Origin of the sequence: Actinoplanes sp. CA-051413 (genome assembly GCF_050955795.1) — a bacterium.
GTDB lineage: Bacteria > Actinomycetota > Actinomycetes > Mycobacteriales > Micromonosporaceae > Actinoplanes.
In genome coordinates, this window is the sequence record NZ_CP192100.1 from 4,262,225 (window position 1) to 4,276,671 (window position 14,447).

At 71.7% G+C, this 14,447-nt stretch carries 11 protein-coding genes and 2 pseudogenes; 11 read left to right on the plus strand and 2 right to left on the minus strand.

What is annotated here, in order from left to right; translation table 11 throughout:
• The first annotated feature begins 1 nt into the window (after window position 1).
• From ACQP2Y_RS19845 to ACQP2Y_RS19870, 6 genes and pseudogenes are all read left to right on the plus strand, one after another.
• Complete coding sequence (locus ACQP2Y_RS19845; RefSeq protein WP_433730355.1) at window positions 2–1,252, plus strand: ABC transporter substrate-binding protein; 1,251 nt, start codon at window positions 2–4, stop codon at window positions 1,250–1,252.
• Window positions 1,249–2,121: a branched-chain amino acid ABC transporter permease gene (locus tag ACQP2Y_RS19850; RefSeq protein ID WP_433730358.1), complete on the plus strand. Its 873-nt coding sequence runs from the start codon at window positions 1,249–1,251 to the stop codon at window positions 2,119–2,121. Before ACQP2Y_RS19845 ends, ACQP2Y_RS19850 begins: the two co-directional genes overlap by 4 nt.
• Window positions 2,122–2,126: 5 nt before the next feature.
• Window positions 2,127–3,062: pseudogene (locus ACQP2Y_RS19855) on the plus strand (branched-chain amino acid ABC transporter permease); the annotation flags it as partial.
• Window positions 3,063–3,166: 104 nt separating this feature from the next.
• Window positions 3,167–3,946: a 3-hydroxybutyrate dehydrogenase gene (locus tag ACQP2Y_RS19860; protein ID WP_433730360.1), complete on the plus strand. Its 780-nt coding sequence runs from the start codon at window positions 3,167–3,169 to the stop codon at window positions 3,944–3,946.
• Window positions 3,931–5,793, plus strand: a pseudogene (locus ACQP2Y_RS19865) (helix-turn-helix domain-containing protein); the annotation flags it as partial. The gene ACQP2Y_RS19860 and the pseudogene ACQP2Y_RS19865, both read left to right, overlap by 16 nt.
• Window positions 5,794–5,884: 91 nt before the next feature.
• Window positions 5,885–7,201, plus strand: coding sequence for an alpha/beta hydrolase family protein (locus ACQP2Y_RS19870; protein WP_433730362.1), 1,317 nt, complete (start codon window positions 5,885–5,887; stop codon window positions 7,199–7,201).
• On the opposite strand, the gene ACQP2Y_RS19875 is transcribed toward ACQP2Y_RS19870, so the two are convergent.
• Window positions 7,191–8,420, minus strand: a complete 1,230-nt coding sequence (locus ACQP2Y_RS19875; protein WP_433730364.1) for a cytochrome P450 family protein — start codon at window positions 8,418–8,420, stop codon at window positions 7,191–7,193. The two genes, ACQP2Y_RS19870 and ACQP2Y_RS19875, sit on opposite strands and share 11 nt — an antisense overlap.
• Window positions 8,421–8,527: 107 nt before the next feature.
• On the opposite strand from ACQP2Y_RS19875, the gene ACQP2Y_RS19880 reads away from it, so the two are divergent.
• Window positions 8,528–9,409: a TIGR03560 family F420-dependent LLM class oxidoreductase gene (locus ACQP2Y_RS19880; protein WP_433730366.1), complete on the plus strand. Its 882-nt coding sequence runs from the start codon at window positions 8,528–8,530 to the stop codon at window positions 9,407–9,409.
• 9 nt (window positions 9,410–9,418) lie between these two features.
• Here the strand turns inward: ACQP2Y_RS19880 and ACQP2Y_RS19885 are convergent, their stop codons facing one another.
• Window positions 9,419–10,282 (minus strand): alpha/beta fold hydrolase, encoded by an 864-nt coding sequence (locus tag ACQP2Y_RS19885; RefSeq protein WP_433730368.1) that lies wholly within the window; start codon window positions 10,280–10,282, stop codon window positions 9,419–9,421.
• A gap of 146 nt (window positions 10,283–10,428) precedes the next feature.
• Here ACQP2Y_RS19885 and ACQP2Y_RS19890 point away from each other — a divergent pair, with 146 nt between their 5' ends.
• From ACQP2Y_RS19890 to ACQP2Y_RS19905, 4 genes are all read left to right on the plus strand, one after another.
• Window positions 10,429–11,568: a zinc-dependent alcohol dehydrogenase gene (locus tag ACQP2Y_RS19890; RefSeq protein WP_433730370.1), complete on the plus strand. Its 1,140-nt coding sequence runs from the start codon at window positions 10,429–10,431 to the stop codon at window positions 11,566–11,568.
• Window positions 11,569–11,586: 18 nt separating this feature from the next.
• Window positions 11,587–12,153, plus strand: coding sequence for a hypothetical protein (locus ACQP2Y_RS19895; RefSeq protein WP_433730372.1), 567 nt, complete (start codon window positions 11,587–11,589; stop codon window positions 12,151–12,153).
• Window positions 12,154–12,189: 36 nt separating this feature from the next.
• Window positions 12,190–12,891, plus strand: a complete 702-nt coding sequence (locus ACQP2Y_RS19900) for a hypothetical protein (RefSeq protein WP_433730374.1) — start codon at window positions 12,190–12,192, stop codon at window positions 12,889–12,891.
• 89 nt (window positions 12,892–12,980) lie between these two features.
• The gene (locus ACQP2Y_RS19905; RefSeq protein WP_433730376.1) at window positions 12,981–14,420 is read left to right on the plus strand and encodes an RICIN domain-containing protein; all 1,440 of its coding nucleotides are present in this window, start codon (window positions 12,981–12,983) and stop codon (window positions 14,418–14,420) included.
• Window positions 14,421–14,447: the final 27 nt, after the last annotated feature.

The window sequence follows — 14,447 nt, forward strand, 5'->3', positions numbered from 1 at the left end:
CATGAGAACGATCCGGGCGCTGACCGCCGTCCTCGCCACCGGCACGCTGCTCGTCGCCGGCTGCGGTCGCGGCGGCCCGAGCGGTGGCAGCGACGACAAGGTCAGCGGTGGCAAGATCGTGCTGGCTGTCCTCAACGACCAGTCCGGCGTCTACGCCGACCTCTCCGGCCGCAACAGCGTCGAGGCGGTCCGGATGGCCGTCGCCGACTTCCAGACCAAGTACGGCGACCAGGCGCTGACCAAGGACATCGAGGTCGTCACCGCGGACCACCAGAACAAGCCGGACATCGCCAACTCCAAGGCCCAGGAGCTCTACGACCGGCAGCAGGCCGACATCATCCTCGACGTGCCCACCTCGTCGGCGGCGCTCGCGGTGGCCAACGTGGCCAAGGCCAAGAAGAAGCTCTATTTCAACATCGGCGCCGCCACCACCGAGCTGACCGGCAAGCAGTGCAACAAGTACACCTTCCATTACGCGTACGACACGTTCATGCTCGCCAACGGCACCGGCTCGGCGGTGACCAAGGAGGGCGGCAAGAACTGGTACATCGTGTACCCGGACTACGCCTTCGGGCAGGACATGGAGAAGTCGTTCTCCGCCGCGATCACCGCGGCCGGGGGCAAGGTGCTGACCAAGGACCCGACGCCGTTCCCGAACGACAACTTCTCCACCTTCCTGCTCAAGGCGCCCGGGATGAACCCCAAGCCCGACGTGCTGGGCACCATGCAGGCCGGTGGTGACCTGGTCAACCTGGTCAAGCAGTACAACGAGTTCAAGCTGCGGGAGAAGGGCATCAAGCTGTCGGTCGGCCTGATGTTCATCACCGACATCCACTCGCTGGGCCCGGACGCGTTCGCCGGCACCACCTTCACCGACGCCTGGTACTGGAACTTCGACGACCGCAACCGGCAGTGGGCCGACAAGTTCACCGCGAAGACCCAGACCCGGCCGTCGTTCGCGCACGCCGCCAACTACTCGGCCGCGCTGCAGTACCTGGAGGCGGTGCAGCGGGCCGGGACCGACGCGTCCGACGCCGTCGTGGGCAAGCTCGAGGGCTACCAGTACGACGACGTGTTCGCTCGCAACGCCACCGTGCGCGCCGAGGACCACCGGGTCATCCACGACGTCTACCTGGCCGAGGTGAAGCCGAAGAGCGAGGTCAAAACCGACTGGGACTACGAGAAGATCCTGCGCACCATCCCGGCCGCGGAGGCGTTCCGGCCGGCCGGCGCGGGCGGCTGCACGCTGTGAGCGGCTTCCTCCAGCAGTGCTTCAACGGGCTGGTCAGCGGCGGCTTCTACGCGCTGCTGGCGCTGGGGCTGGCGGTCATCTTCGGGATGCTGGGCGTGGTCAACTTCGCCCACGGCGCGTTCTTCATGCTGGGCGCGTTCGGCGCCTACATCGCTCTCGCCGAGTTCGGCGTGCCGTTCTGGGTCGCGCTGATCCTCATCCCGACGGTGCTGTTCCTGCTCGGCGCCCTGCTGGAACGGACCCTCATCCGGCGGCTTGTCCCGTTCGACCCGCTCTACAACTTCCTGCTGACCTTCGGGCTGACGCTGGTCCTGCAGGACGCGGTCAAGCGCGAGTACGGCGTGCAGTCCCAGCCGTACCCGCGCCCCGCGGAGCTGTCCGGCTCGCTGAACCTGGGCCTGTTCGACTACCCGGCGTACCAGGTCTTCGTGCTCGCCGCGGCCGTCCTGCTCTGCGTCGCGGTCTGGCTGATCCTGACCCGGACCCGGGTCGGCATGGTGGTGCGGGCCGCCACCGAGCGCCCGGAGCTGACCCGGGCGCTCGGGGTGAACGTGGGTCGCTGGGTCACCCCGGTCTTCGCCTTCGGGGTGGCCCTGGCCGGGCTGGCCGGTGTGCTGGCGGCGCCGATGCGGGCGGTCAACCCGCTGATGGGCGCCGACCTGATCATCGCGGTGTTCGCCGTGGTGGTGATCGGCGGGCTGGGCTCGGTCTTCGGCTCGGTGCTGGCCGGCTTCGGCATCGGCCTGGTGCAGTCGCTGGGCAACCTCTACGTCCCCGCGCTGTCCCAGACGCTGATCTTCATCATCATGGCCGGGGTGCTGCTGTGGCGTCCCGCCGGGCTGTTCGGCCGCGAGGAGGCCCGCACGTGATCCGGATGTTCCTGCGCCACACCGAGCCGGCCGGCCGCCGCCCGCTGCGCTACGTGTTGCTCGCTGCCGGTCTGCTGGTGGCGCTGGCCCTGCCCTGGCTGATCTATCCGCCGGTGGCCATGGACATCGCCTGCTGGGCGTTGTTCGCCGCGGCCCTGGACCTGCTGCTCGGCTACACCGGCCTGCTCTCCTTCGGCCACGCCGCGTTCTGGGGCACCTCGGCCTACGCCGCGGGTCTGATCGCGATCCACAGCGGACTGCCGTTCCCGGTGGCCGTGCTGGGCGGTGCGGTGCTGGCAGCGGCGCTGGCGGTGCCGATCGGCTACCTGTGCGTGCGCAACAGCGGCATCTACTTCGCGATGGTCACCCTGGCCTTCGCCCAGATGATCTACTTCGTGGCCAACCAGTGGCGCTCGGTCACCGGCGGCGAGAACGGGTTGCAGGGCATCCCGCGCGAACTGCTCGGTCTCGACCTCAGCGACCCGTTCGTCTTCTACTACGCCGGGCTTCCCATCGTGCTGCTCGCGCTGTGGGGACTGTGGCGCATCGTGCACTCGCCGTTCGGGCACGTGCTGGTGGCCATCCGGGACAACCCGGCCCGGGCCCGGGCCATCGGCTACCCGGTGGAGCGGTACAAGCTGCTGGCCTTCGTGCTCTCCGCGGCGCTGTCCGGGCTGGCCGGCGGCCTGTTCGCGATCAGCCACGGCTTCGCCTCACTGCAGGAGGTCAACTGGACCACCTCCGGCAAGGCCGTGATGATGGTCGTGCTCGGCGGCATCGGCTCGCTGTGGGGCAGCACCCTGGGGGCCGCGCTGGTGGTGCAGCTCGAGGACTACCTGTCCACCTCCGGCTTCGACGGCATCGGCATCGTCACCGGCACGGTCTTCGTCCTGGTGGTGCTGCTCTTCCGGCAGGGCCTGTGGGGCGGCGCCCGGCAGCTGGGTGCGGCCGCCGACCGGGCCCTGCGCCGCCGGAGAAAGCCGCCCGAGCCTGACCCCGCCGAGGCGGTACCCGTCCCGTCCACGACCACCCGCGAAGAGGAATCATGGACACCATCGCCCAGGGGCTGAGCGTCCCGCACGAGGTCCTGGCCGGGCGCACCGCCGTGGTCACCGGCGGGGCCGGCGGCATCGGCCGGGCCTGCGCCGAACGGCTGGCCCGGGCCGGCGCCCGGGTGATCGTGCTGGACCGCGACGGCGACGCGGCCGCCCGGGTCGCCGCGGAGATCGGCGGCAGCGCCGAGACGGTGGACCTGTCCGACCTGGCCGCCGTCGACCGGCTGAACCCGGCCGTCGACATCGTGATCAACAACGCCGGGCTGCAGCACGTCGCGCCGCTGCACGAGTTCCCGACGGAGACCTTCTCGCTGATCCTGCGGCTCATGCTGGAGGCGCCCTTCCGGCTGGTGCGCCGGTGCCTGCCGCACATGTACGCGCAGGGCTGGGGCCGCATCGTCAACGTGTCCTCGGTGCACGGGCTGCGCGCCTCGCCGTACAAGGCGGCGTACGTGTCGGCCAAGCACGGGCTGGAGGGCCTGTCCAAGGTGATCGCGCTGGAGGGGGCGCCGCACGGGGTCACGTCCAACTGCGTCAACCCCTCGTACGTGCGTACGCCGCTGGTCGAGGCGCAGATCGCCGCCCAGGCCGCCAGCCACGGCATGAACGAGACCCAGGTCGTCGAGGAGGTCATGTTGGCGCCGGTCGCCCTCAAGCGGCTGGTCGAACCCGAGGAGGTGGCCGAGCTGGTGGCCTACCTGTGCTCGCCGCCGGCCTCCTTCATCACCGGCGCCTCGATGGTCATGGACGGCGGATGGACAGCGCATTGAGCAGCGCGTTCCTGGAGCTGCTGCTGCGGGAGGCGGCGGCCGTCGAGTTCGAGCGGCCGCTGCTGGAGGCCCGCGCCCAGGGCCGTCCGGCGCGGGAGCTGGCCGAGCTTGACGAGCTGAAGGCGCTCGCCCTGCAGGTCCGGGCCCTGCTGGAACGGCGGCGCCGGCGCGAGGCCGAGCTCAGCGCGCTGGTCGACACCGTCGGTGACCTGGCCACGCTGCGTGAGATCGACGCGGTGCTGGAGGCGATCGTGCGGCGGGCCCGCGAGCTGCTGGACGCCGACGTCGCCTACATGACCCTCAACGACGAGGAGCGCGGCGACACGTACATGCGGGTCACCTACGGCTCGGTGTCGGCCCGCTTCCAGCAGCTGCGGCTGCCGCTCGGGGCCGGGCTCGGCGGCCTGGTCGCGCAGACCGCCGCGCCGTACGTCACCGCCGACTACAGCGCCGACGCCCGCTTCCAGCACCTCGACGAGATCGACGGCGGGGTCAATGAGGAGGGCCTGGTCGCGATCCTCGGGGTGCCGATGCGGCTGGGCACCCGGGTGCTGGGGGTGCTGTTCGCGGCCAACCGCAGCGCGCGCCCGTTCACCCGCCAGGAGGTGACGCTGCTGGGCTCGCTGGCCGCGCACGCCTCGGTGGCCCTGGACAACACCCGCCTGCTCGGCGAGACCCGGGCCGCCCTGGAGGAGCTGGGCGCCGTCAACACCGTCGTCCGGCGGCACAGCGACTCGCTGGAACGCGCGGCCGAGGCGCACGACCGGATGACCGAGGTGATCCTGCGCGGCGGCGACCTGGACGACCTGGCCGGCGTGGTGGCCGAGGTGCTCGGTGGCGAGCTGGCCATCCTCGACGCCGACGGGCACTGCCTGGCCGCCGTCGGGGCCATCGCCGAGGTCGCCTCGCTCGCCGGTACGGCCGGGGCCGGCAACGGGCTCGGCCGGGCCACCCGCCACGGTGAGCACTGGGTGCTGGCCGCCGGCGCCGGCAGCGAGGCCCTGTGCACCCTGGTGTTGCACGCGCCCGGGGAGCTCAGCGAGACCGACACCCGGATCCTGGAACGCGCGGGCGTGGTCACCTCCCTGCTGCTGCTGTTCCGGCGCAGCCTCGCGCAGGCCGAGGGCCGGGTCCGCGGCGAGCTCCTCGAGGACCTGCTCAGCCGCGGCGTCGAGGACCCCGTGACGGTCCGGCAGCGGGCCCGGAGGCTGGGCGTCGACCTGGACGCCGCGCATGTACTGGTGGTGCTGACCTGCCCGCCCCGCCAGCGGGAACGCGCTGCCCAGTGGAGCTCCGCGCACGCCGCGGCCTGCGGCGGGCTGGCCGCGCAGCGCGAGGACAACGTGACCCTGCTGGTCGGCGGCGACCATCCCGGCGACGCCGCCCGGCGGATGGCCCGTGAACTGGGTGCCTATCTGGGCGTACCGGTGACCGGGGGAGGGGCGGGACCGGTCGACGGCCCGCAGCGCGTCCCCGAGGCCTACGCCGAGGCGCAGCGCTGCGCCTCGGCGCTGCTGGCGCTGGGCCGCGCCGGCGACGGCGCCAGCGCCGCCGAGCTGGGCTTCGTCGGGCTGCTGGTCGGCGCGGACCGCGACGTCGGCTCCTTCGTCACCGACACCATCGGCGCGCTGCTGGACTACGACCGCCGGCGCGGCACCGCCCTGGTCCAGACCCTGGAGTCCTACTTCGACGCCGGGGCCAACGCCGTACGGGCGGCCGAGGTGCTGCACGTGCACGTCAACACGGTGACCCAGCGGATCGCCCGGATCGCCCAGGTGCTCGGCGCGGAGTGGCAGCGCCCCGACCGCAGCCTGGAACTGCAACTGGCGCTGCGCCTGCACCGGCTGGGCAGCGGCGGTCCCGGCACCCACAACCGGCCGGTCAACAGTGTGGTCCGAGCCCATGGTCCCGGCAACGGGCGCGTCGGAGCATGACGGCATGCTCCCTTCATTTCTGGCCGCCGTACTCGTCATAGCCTTGTCCCCGGCGCCCGCCGCCGGGGCCGGTTGCGCCGCACCCACCGTGCCCGGCGCGGAACGTCAGCAGGCCGCTTGCCTGAGCGACCTCACCACCGCGGGCACCGTGGCTTCCGGCCACACCGACCCGGCCGACTGGGCCGGGCTGACCCCGGCCGGGGCCCGCAACCCCAGCGGCGTGCCCGGCGTCCAGATCGACGGCTACTTCCCGGACACCTCGACCGGCAACACGACCCGCGGCTGGAACCACGACGCGCAGTTCGTGCTCCGGCTGCCGGACCGCTGGAACGGCGGGCTGGTCGTGGCCGGCTCACCCGGGGTACGCGAGCAGTACGCCAACGACTTCGCGATCAGCGACTGGGTGCTGGCCCAGGGCTACGCGTTCGCCGCCACCGACAAGGGCAACGTCGGCGCCACGTTCTACCGCGACGGCCTCCGCCCCGGCGACGCCATCGTGGAATGGAACCAGCGGGTGACCCAGCTGACCCGGGCCGCCCGGGCCGCGGTCAAGCAGCGGTACGGCCACCAGCCCCGGCGCACGTACGCGGCGGGCTTGTCCAACGGCGGCTACCTGGTGCGCTGGCAACTGGAGAACCACCCGGAGCTCTTCGACGGCGGCGTCGACTGGGAGGGCACGCTGTGGCACCCGGCCAAGCCCAGCCTGCTGACGTTCCTGCCGCCGGCGCTGCGGGCTTACCCCCGGCAGGCCGAGGCCGAGATCCTGGCCGCCGGTTTCGCACCGGGCTCGGAGTTCCTCTGGGACTACCACTACCGGGTCTACTGGGACCTGACCCAGCGCATCTACCGCGAGGAGCTCGACCCCGGCTACGACGGCCCGGCTGAGGCGGGCACGCCGTTCTGCGCCTCGGGCACGCCGGCCTGCGACGCCGACTATGACTACGCGACCCGGCCCGCGGGGGTGCGCGCGGCGATCGCCCGGATCGCCCTGACCGGGCGGATCCAGCGCCCGCTGATCACCCTGCACGGCACCCTGGACACGCTGCTGCCGATCACCGAGGACTCCGACGTGTACGCCGCCATGGTCCGCGACCGGCACCGCGACCGGATGTTCCGCTACTACCGCATCGAGGGCGGCAACCACGTCGACGGCCTGTACGACGCCTATCCCGACCGGCTGCGCCCGATCCTGCCGTGTTTCCGTACCGCGTTCACGGCGCTGACCGGCTGGACCGAGCACCGGGCCGTACCCGCGCCCAGCCACACGGTGGCCCGCCCGGAATCGGGCGACCTGGCCAACGCGTGCTCGCTCAGCGGTTGAGCGAGGCGGCCGTCTGATCGGCGGGGCCCGGGACGACGGGCAGGCTCTGCAGTCCGCGCATGATGAGACCCGGGCGCCAGGTCAGCTCGCCGGCCGGCGCCGCCAGTCGCAGCTGCGGGAAGCGGGCCAGCAGCTTGCCGAAGGCGACCTGGGCCTCCAGCCGGGCCAGCGGCGCCCCGATGCAGTAGTGGATGCCGTGGCCGAAGGCGAGGTGCGGATTCTGGGTGCGGTCCAGCCGCAGCTCGTCGGCGTCCGGGAACCGGCCCTCGTCGCGGTCGGCCGCGAGCAGCGCCACCAGCACCGCGTCGCCCGCGTGGACGGTGGTGCCGCCGATCTCCAGGTCCTCGGTCGCGACGCGGAAGGTGGCGGTCTCGACCGGCCCCTCGAAGCGCAGGAACTCCTCGATCGCGCCGGGCAGCAACGCCGGTTCGGCGCGCAGCCGGTCCCACCGCTCGCGCCGGTCGAGCAGCAGCCAGGAGCCGTTGCCGATCAGGTTGACCGTGGTCTCGTGACCGGCGATGAGCAGCAGGAAGACCATCGAGGACAGCTCGTCCTCGGACAGCCGGTCCTGCTCGTCGCGGACGCCGATCAGGCCGGACAGCAGGTCGTCGCCGGGATGCGCGCGCCGCTCGGCGATCAGCCGGCGGATGTAGGCGACCATCGCCTGCATCGCGCCGGGCAGCTGCTCGCGGCTTGCCGAGCCGGCCACGATGGTGTTCGACCAGGTGCGGAAGGAGTCGCGGTCGGCCGCCGGCACCCCGAGCAGCTCGCAGATGACCTGGATCGGCAACGGGAACGCGAACGCGTCGATCAGGTCGACCTGCTCCTGGCCGGCCATCGCTGCCAGCAGTTCCTCGGTGATCTCCTCGATCCGGGGGCGCAGCGCCTCGATGCGCCGGGCGGTGAAGGCCCCGGCGACCAGGCGGCGCAACCGGGTGTGGTCGGGCGGATCGGCCGAGAGCATGTGCCGGGAGATGGCGGCGTTGATCATCGGTGGCAGGGCGCGGTCGGTGGCCTGTCCGACCGGGCGGGCCTTGGACAGCCGCGGGTCGGTGAGGGCCTGGCGGGCGTCCTCGTACCGGGTCACCAGCCAGGCGGTCACTCCGCTGGGGAGCCGGACGCGGCGGACCGGGGTGGTCGCGCGCCATCGGGCGTACACGGGGTGGGGATCGGCCTGGAACGCCGGATCGGCGAAGTCCTCCTGAAGTTCCTGGGTCATCGCGCCGCTCCATCCTATCGGCAACCGTCTATGACGATACCGCTTCGGCCCGCCCGATCAGCGACCCGGTCCGGGGCCCGCGCCGGACGCCGTGGCAGGGTGCCGGTATGCGACTTTCGATCTGGCCCGGCGCCGGGCAGCCCTACGGTGAGGTCCTCGAGGTGGCCCGGCACGCGGCCGACACCGGCTGGGACGGCGTCCACATCGCCGACCACTTCATGCCCAACGCCGGCACCGGCCGGCCGGCCGACGCCCCCGTCCTGGAGTGCGGTTCCCTGGTGGCCGCGCTCGGCGCGGTCGTGCCCCGGGTGCGGATCGGCACGCTGGTCTACGGCAACACCTACCGGCACCCGGCCGTGCTGGCCAACATGGCGGCCACCGTCGACCGGATCACCGACGGCCGGTTCACCCTGGGCGTCGGCGCCGGCTGGCAGATCAACGAGCACGAGCAGTACGGCATCGAGCTCCCGCCGGTCAAGCAGCGCCTGGACCGTTTCGTGGAGGCGCTGGAGGTCCTGCACGGCCTGCTGCGGCAGCCCACGACCACCATCGACGGCGAGTACTACCAGCTCCAGGACGCCGTCTGCGAGCCCAAGCCGGTCCAGGACCCGCTGCCGATCCTCATCGGCGGCAGCGGCGAGCGGCGGATGCTCGGCATCGTGGCCCGCTACGCCGACGCCTGGAACGCGTGGGGCCGCCCGGACCTGATCACGCACAAGTCGGCGGTGCTCGACCGCTTCTGCGCCGAGCAGGGACGCGACCCGAAATCCATCGCGCGCACCGCGCAGGCGCTGACGGTGGTCGACGGGCCCGTGCCCGAGGGGCTGTCCATGCCGGTCATCGGCGGTTCGACCGAGCAGCTGTCCCGTGACATCGCCGGCTACCGCGAGCTCGGCCTGGACGAGCTGATCGTGCCGGACGGCCTGCTCGGCACGGGCGCGGAGCGCCGCAAGGCCATGGACACGATCCTCGCCCTCGCCCGCGGCTGAGAGGGCGGCTCAGCCGAGGTCAGCCAGGAACCGGCGGACGTGCGCGAAGGCCCGCTCGGGGGCCTGGCGGAAGGTTCCGTGCCCGACTCCGGTGATGATCTCGACGGTGACCGTCGCCCGGGTGAGCGAACGGGCCAGCCGCTGAGCGGCGGCGGCCGGTGAGACCGGGTCGTCCTCGCCGGCCAGGATCAGGGTGGGGCAGGTGACAGACGGCAACTGCTCGGCCGGATCCGCCGGTCCGCAGCCGCCCCGGCGGAAGTGTGTCAACACGTCTTCGTTCATGCGGGCCCGGGCGCGCCGTTGCACCAGGTCGGCGGAGGCGGCGGCGCTGCCGTAGAGCGGCAGGCCGTGCTCGCGCCAGGCATCCGTGGCCTCGTCGCTGGTGTCGCCGGTGAGGTAACGCTGCGCCGCCGCACGGGCGACCGGTCCGCCGCGACGGTCGAACACCTCGAGGGTCTCCTCGAGCGAGGTGGGTACGCCCAGCGGGCTGTCCAGGACCAGCCCGGCGACCAGGCCGGGACGGCGGGCGGCGCAGTGCAGGGCGACCAGGCCGCCGCTGGAGGTGCCGACGAGGACGACTCGGGGGATGGCCAGGGCGGCGCAGAACGCCGCGACGTCGTCCGCCCACTGCGTCCACGTCCAGGTGGCCGGCGTGCCGAGATCCGAGCGGCCGGAGCCCCGCTGATCCAGGTAGACGAGCTGGGCGATGTCGGCGAGCTCGGTGAACTCCGGTTTGAACAGGCTGTGGTCGGCGCCCGGGCCGCCGTGCAGCAGCACCAGGGTGGGGCGCTCGCGCATGGTGTCGCCCTCGGGCACCACGGCGCAGCCCTCGACATCGAAGAACAGCGTCACATCACCGACCGAGACTCGCATCCGGTCATCATGGCCGACCGGCGCACGGCCGTCGCCGGAGCGTTTACCCGGATCTGCTCCGGGTAGCCGAGGCCCTGGTGCACCGACAAATCGGCTGGGCGCGGCGCATCCGCGCGCCGGGGCACGGGAGGTACAAGATGCGAGCAATGGTCTACCGCGGTCCGTACCGGGTCCGGGTCGAGGAGAAGGACCGCCCGGTGATCGAGCATCCCAACGATGCGATCGTGCGGGTCACCCGGGCCGCGATCTGCGGCTCCGACCTGCACCTCTATCACGGGATGATGCCCGACACCCGGGTCGGTTCGACCTTCGGGCACGAGTTCATCGGCGTCGTCGACGAGGTGGGTCCGTCGGTGCGCAACCTCAAGCCCGGCGACCGGGTCATGGTCCCCTTCAACATCTTCTGCGGTACGTGTTTCTTCTGCGCCCGCGGTCTCTATTCCAACTGTCACAACGTGAACCCCAACGCCACGGCGGTCGGCGGGATCTACGGCTACTCGCACACCACCGGCGGCTACGACGGCGGCCAGTCCGAGTTCGTCCGCGTGCCCTTCGCCGACGTCGGGCCCACGATCATCCCGGACTGGATGGACGAGGACGACGCGGTGCTGCTGACCGACGCCACCGCCACCGGCTACTTCGGCGCCCAGCTGGGCGACATCGTCGAGGGCGACGTGGTGGTGGTCTTCGGGGCCGGACCGGTGGGGCTGATCGCGGCCAAGTCGGCGTGGCTGATGGGCGCCGGCCGGGTGATCGTCATCGACCACCTGGAGTACCGGCTGGAGAAGGCGCGGACCTTCGCCCACGCCGAGACGTACAACTTCACCGAGTACGACGACATCGTCGTGCACATGAAGAAGATCACCGACCACCTGGGCGCCGACGTGGCGATCGACGCCGTGGGCGCGGAGGCGGACGGCAACTTCCTGCAGCACGTGACGACCACCAAGTTCAAGCTGCAGGGCGGGTCACCGATCGCGCTGAACTGGGCCATCGACTCGGTGCGCAAGGGCGGGACGATCTCGGTGATGGGGGCGTACGGGCCGATGTTCAGCGCGGTCAAGTTCGGTGACGCCATGAACAAGGGCCTCACCCTGCGGATGAACCAGTGCCCGGTGAAGCGGCAGTGGCCCCGGCTGTTCGAGCACGTGAAGAACGGCTATCTCAAGCCCAGCGAGATCGTCACGCACCGGATCCCGCTGGAGCACATCGCCGAGGGCTACCACATCTTCTCGGCGAAGCTCGACAACTGCATCAAGCCGATCATCGTCCCGAACGCCGCCTGACCCGACCGGAGGTTTGTCATGGCTTACACACCGGAGAAGCCGAAGCTGGCCGAGTCGAGCGACCAGCTGCGCGCCCGCATCCCCGGCTGGGGGGTGGACCTGGACCCCAAGGACCGGCCTTCGGTGCCGCGGGAGCAGTTCGATCCGACCTTCAGCGGCGCGCACTGGGAGTTCCCGGAACGCCAGCCGGAGAAGTTCCCCCGGGAACGCTCGATCGAGCACAAGTTCCTCACCCCGGTCTTCGGCACGTCCTGCCCGCCCAAGGGCCTGTCCGGAGTGATCCGCCGGTACGCCTACAAGGAGTACAGCGAGGGCCGGGCCGCGCACTGGCTGCTCCTGCTGGCCGCCGATCGGGTGGACACCGTGGAGAGCACGCTGCGCTCGTTCGCGAGCCTGCACCCGGACAATCCGATCACGGAGACCGGGGTGCTCAGCGAGTTCAGCCACCACGGCATCGCCTCGCGGTTCGGCCGCAAGCGCACCGACGTCAAGCACCAGTGGATCGACCCGATCATCGTCGGCGCGCCGTGGTTGCTGGGCGGGGTGCTGGCGTACCGGATCGCCAAGCGGGTGGCCGGCCGCTAGGACCGCGTTCGCGCAGGTCGGCTACCGTGGGCGGCCATGTCCGAGCAGCCGCCTCCCGCCTGGATCCACTGGCCGATCCGGGTCCTCGCCGTGGTCTTCGTCCTGCCGTTCCGGCTGCTGTGGGAGCTGTCCCGGCTGATCGGCCGGTTCCTGGCCCGCTACGTCGGCCGGCCCCTGGCCTGGCTGTGGCACTACGCGGTGGCGGTCCCGGCCGCCTTCCTGTGGCGCTACCTGGTCGTGGTGCCGGTCGGCTTCCTGTGGCGTTACCTGGTGGCCGTGCCGGCGGCCTGGCTGTGGCAGCGGGCATTGCGGCCGGCGCTGGGATGGTTGGCGCGGTGGTTGATCGTCGTGCCGGCGCAGTGGCTGTGGCGGCACCGGCGGCAGTTGCTGCGGCCCTTCGCGCTGGTGCTGCACTACCTGCTGGTCGTGCCCCTTGTTTGGCTGTGGGCGGTGACCGCGCCGGTGTGGCGTGGAGTGTGGTGGGTGCTCGCCGCGACAGGCCGGGGTATCGCCGCGGTGCTGGCCGCCGGGTGGCGCGGTGCCGGCTGGCTGCTGCGGCAGTTCTACCGGTGGGTGCTGCGACCGGCCGGACTGGCGATTGCCTGGTGCTGGCGGTGGACCGTCGTGCCGGTGTGGCGTGCCGTCGCCGCCGCCGGGCGGTGGGTGCACTCATCGATCCTGCACCCGGCAGCCGACGCGGCCCGGGCCGTTCTGGTCGCCGTGGGCGTGCGCCGCTGACCGGCCCGGCGTTGTTGACACGACGGAAACCTGCGGGCAATCTGTGTTAACGGTCACATCGACCGTCACCGATTGGGAAGCAGGTCGTGATGCCGCTCGGACGCTGCGCGCGGGCCCTCCTCGCCGTTCTTGCCGGGACCGCCACAGTCCTCGCCCTCACCGGGGCGCCGGTGCTCGCGGCGCCGGTGACGGTGGCCAACGGGACCCAGTTCACCGACACCTCCGGGGCTGTGGTGCACGCGCACGGCGGCGGCGTACTCAAGGTGGGTGCGTACTTCTACTGGTTCGGCGAGAACCGCAACGCCGACAACACCTTCCGGTACGTCTCGGCGTACCGGTCGACGGACCTGAAGACCTGGGAGTTCCGCAACCACGTACTCACCCAGTCGTCGGCCGCCGAGCTGGCCAGCGCCAACATCGAGCGGCCCAAGGTGATGTACAACGCGAGCACCCGGCAGTTCGTCATGTGGATGCACAAGGAGACCGCGACCGACTACGCCCAGGCGCGGGCCGCGGTCGCCGTGTCCAGCACTGTGGACGGCGCCTACACGTACCGGGGCAGCTTCCGGCCGCTGGGCACCCACATGTCGCGGGACATCACCACGTTCGTCGACGACGACGGCACCGGCTACATGGTGTCCTCGGCCAACGAGAACCGCGACCTCAACGTCTACCGGCTGACCAGCGACTACACCGGCGTCGCCGCGCTGGTCCGCAGCTGGCCCGGCGACGTCCGCGAGGCGCCGGCGCTGTTCAAGCGCAACGGCGTCTACTTCATGCTCACCTCCGGGGCCACCGGCTGGAACCCCAACCAGCAGAAGTACTCGTCGGCCACCAGCATCACCGGCCCGTGGAGCGCCTGGAGCAATACGGGCGACGCGACGGCGTACGGCTCGCAGACCGCGTACGTCCTGCCGGTCGCGGGCACCGCCGGGACCGCGTACCTGTACCTGGGCGACCGCTGGGGCAACTCGCTGGGCGGCACGGTGAACGACTCCCGTTACGTCTGGGCGCCGCTGCGCTTCCCGAGCGCCACCACGCTGGCCCTGGACTACTTCCCGTCGCTGGTCATCGACACCGCCGCCGGCACGGTCGCCGGGCCGGCGGGCTCCTGGAGCACCGTGGTCGCGCGGCACTCCGGCAAGTGCGTGGACGTGGTCGGCGGCTCGACCGCTGATCTCGCCGAGGCGATCCAGTACACCTGCGGCACCGGTCTGAACCAGCAGTGGCACCGCCGCGACCTGGGCAACGGCTACGTGCAGCTGGAGGCCCGGCACAGCGGCAAGTGCCTGGACGTGGCCGACGCGTCGACCGCCGACAACGCCCGGGTCGTGCAGTACACCTGCGGGGCGGGCACCAACCAGCAGTGGCAGGTGCAGGACGCCGGCGGCGGCTACTACCGGCTTGTGGCCCGGCACAGCGGCCGGTGCCTCGACGTCATCAGCGGCGGGACGGCGGACGGCGTACGGCTCATCCAGTACGCCTGCGGCACGGGCGCCAACCAGCAGTGGCTCAGCCGGGCCGTCTGACATCGGCGGGGGCGTGACGCTCAGATC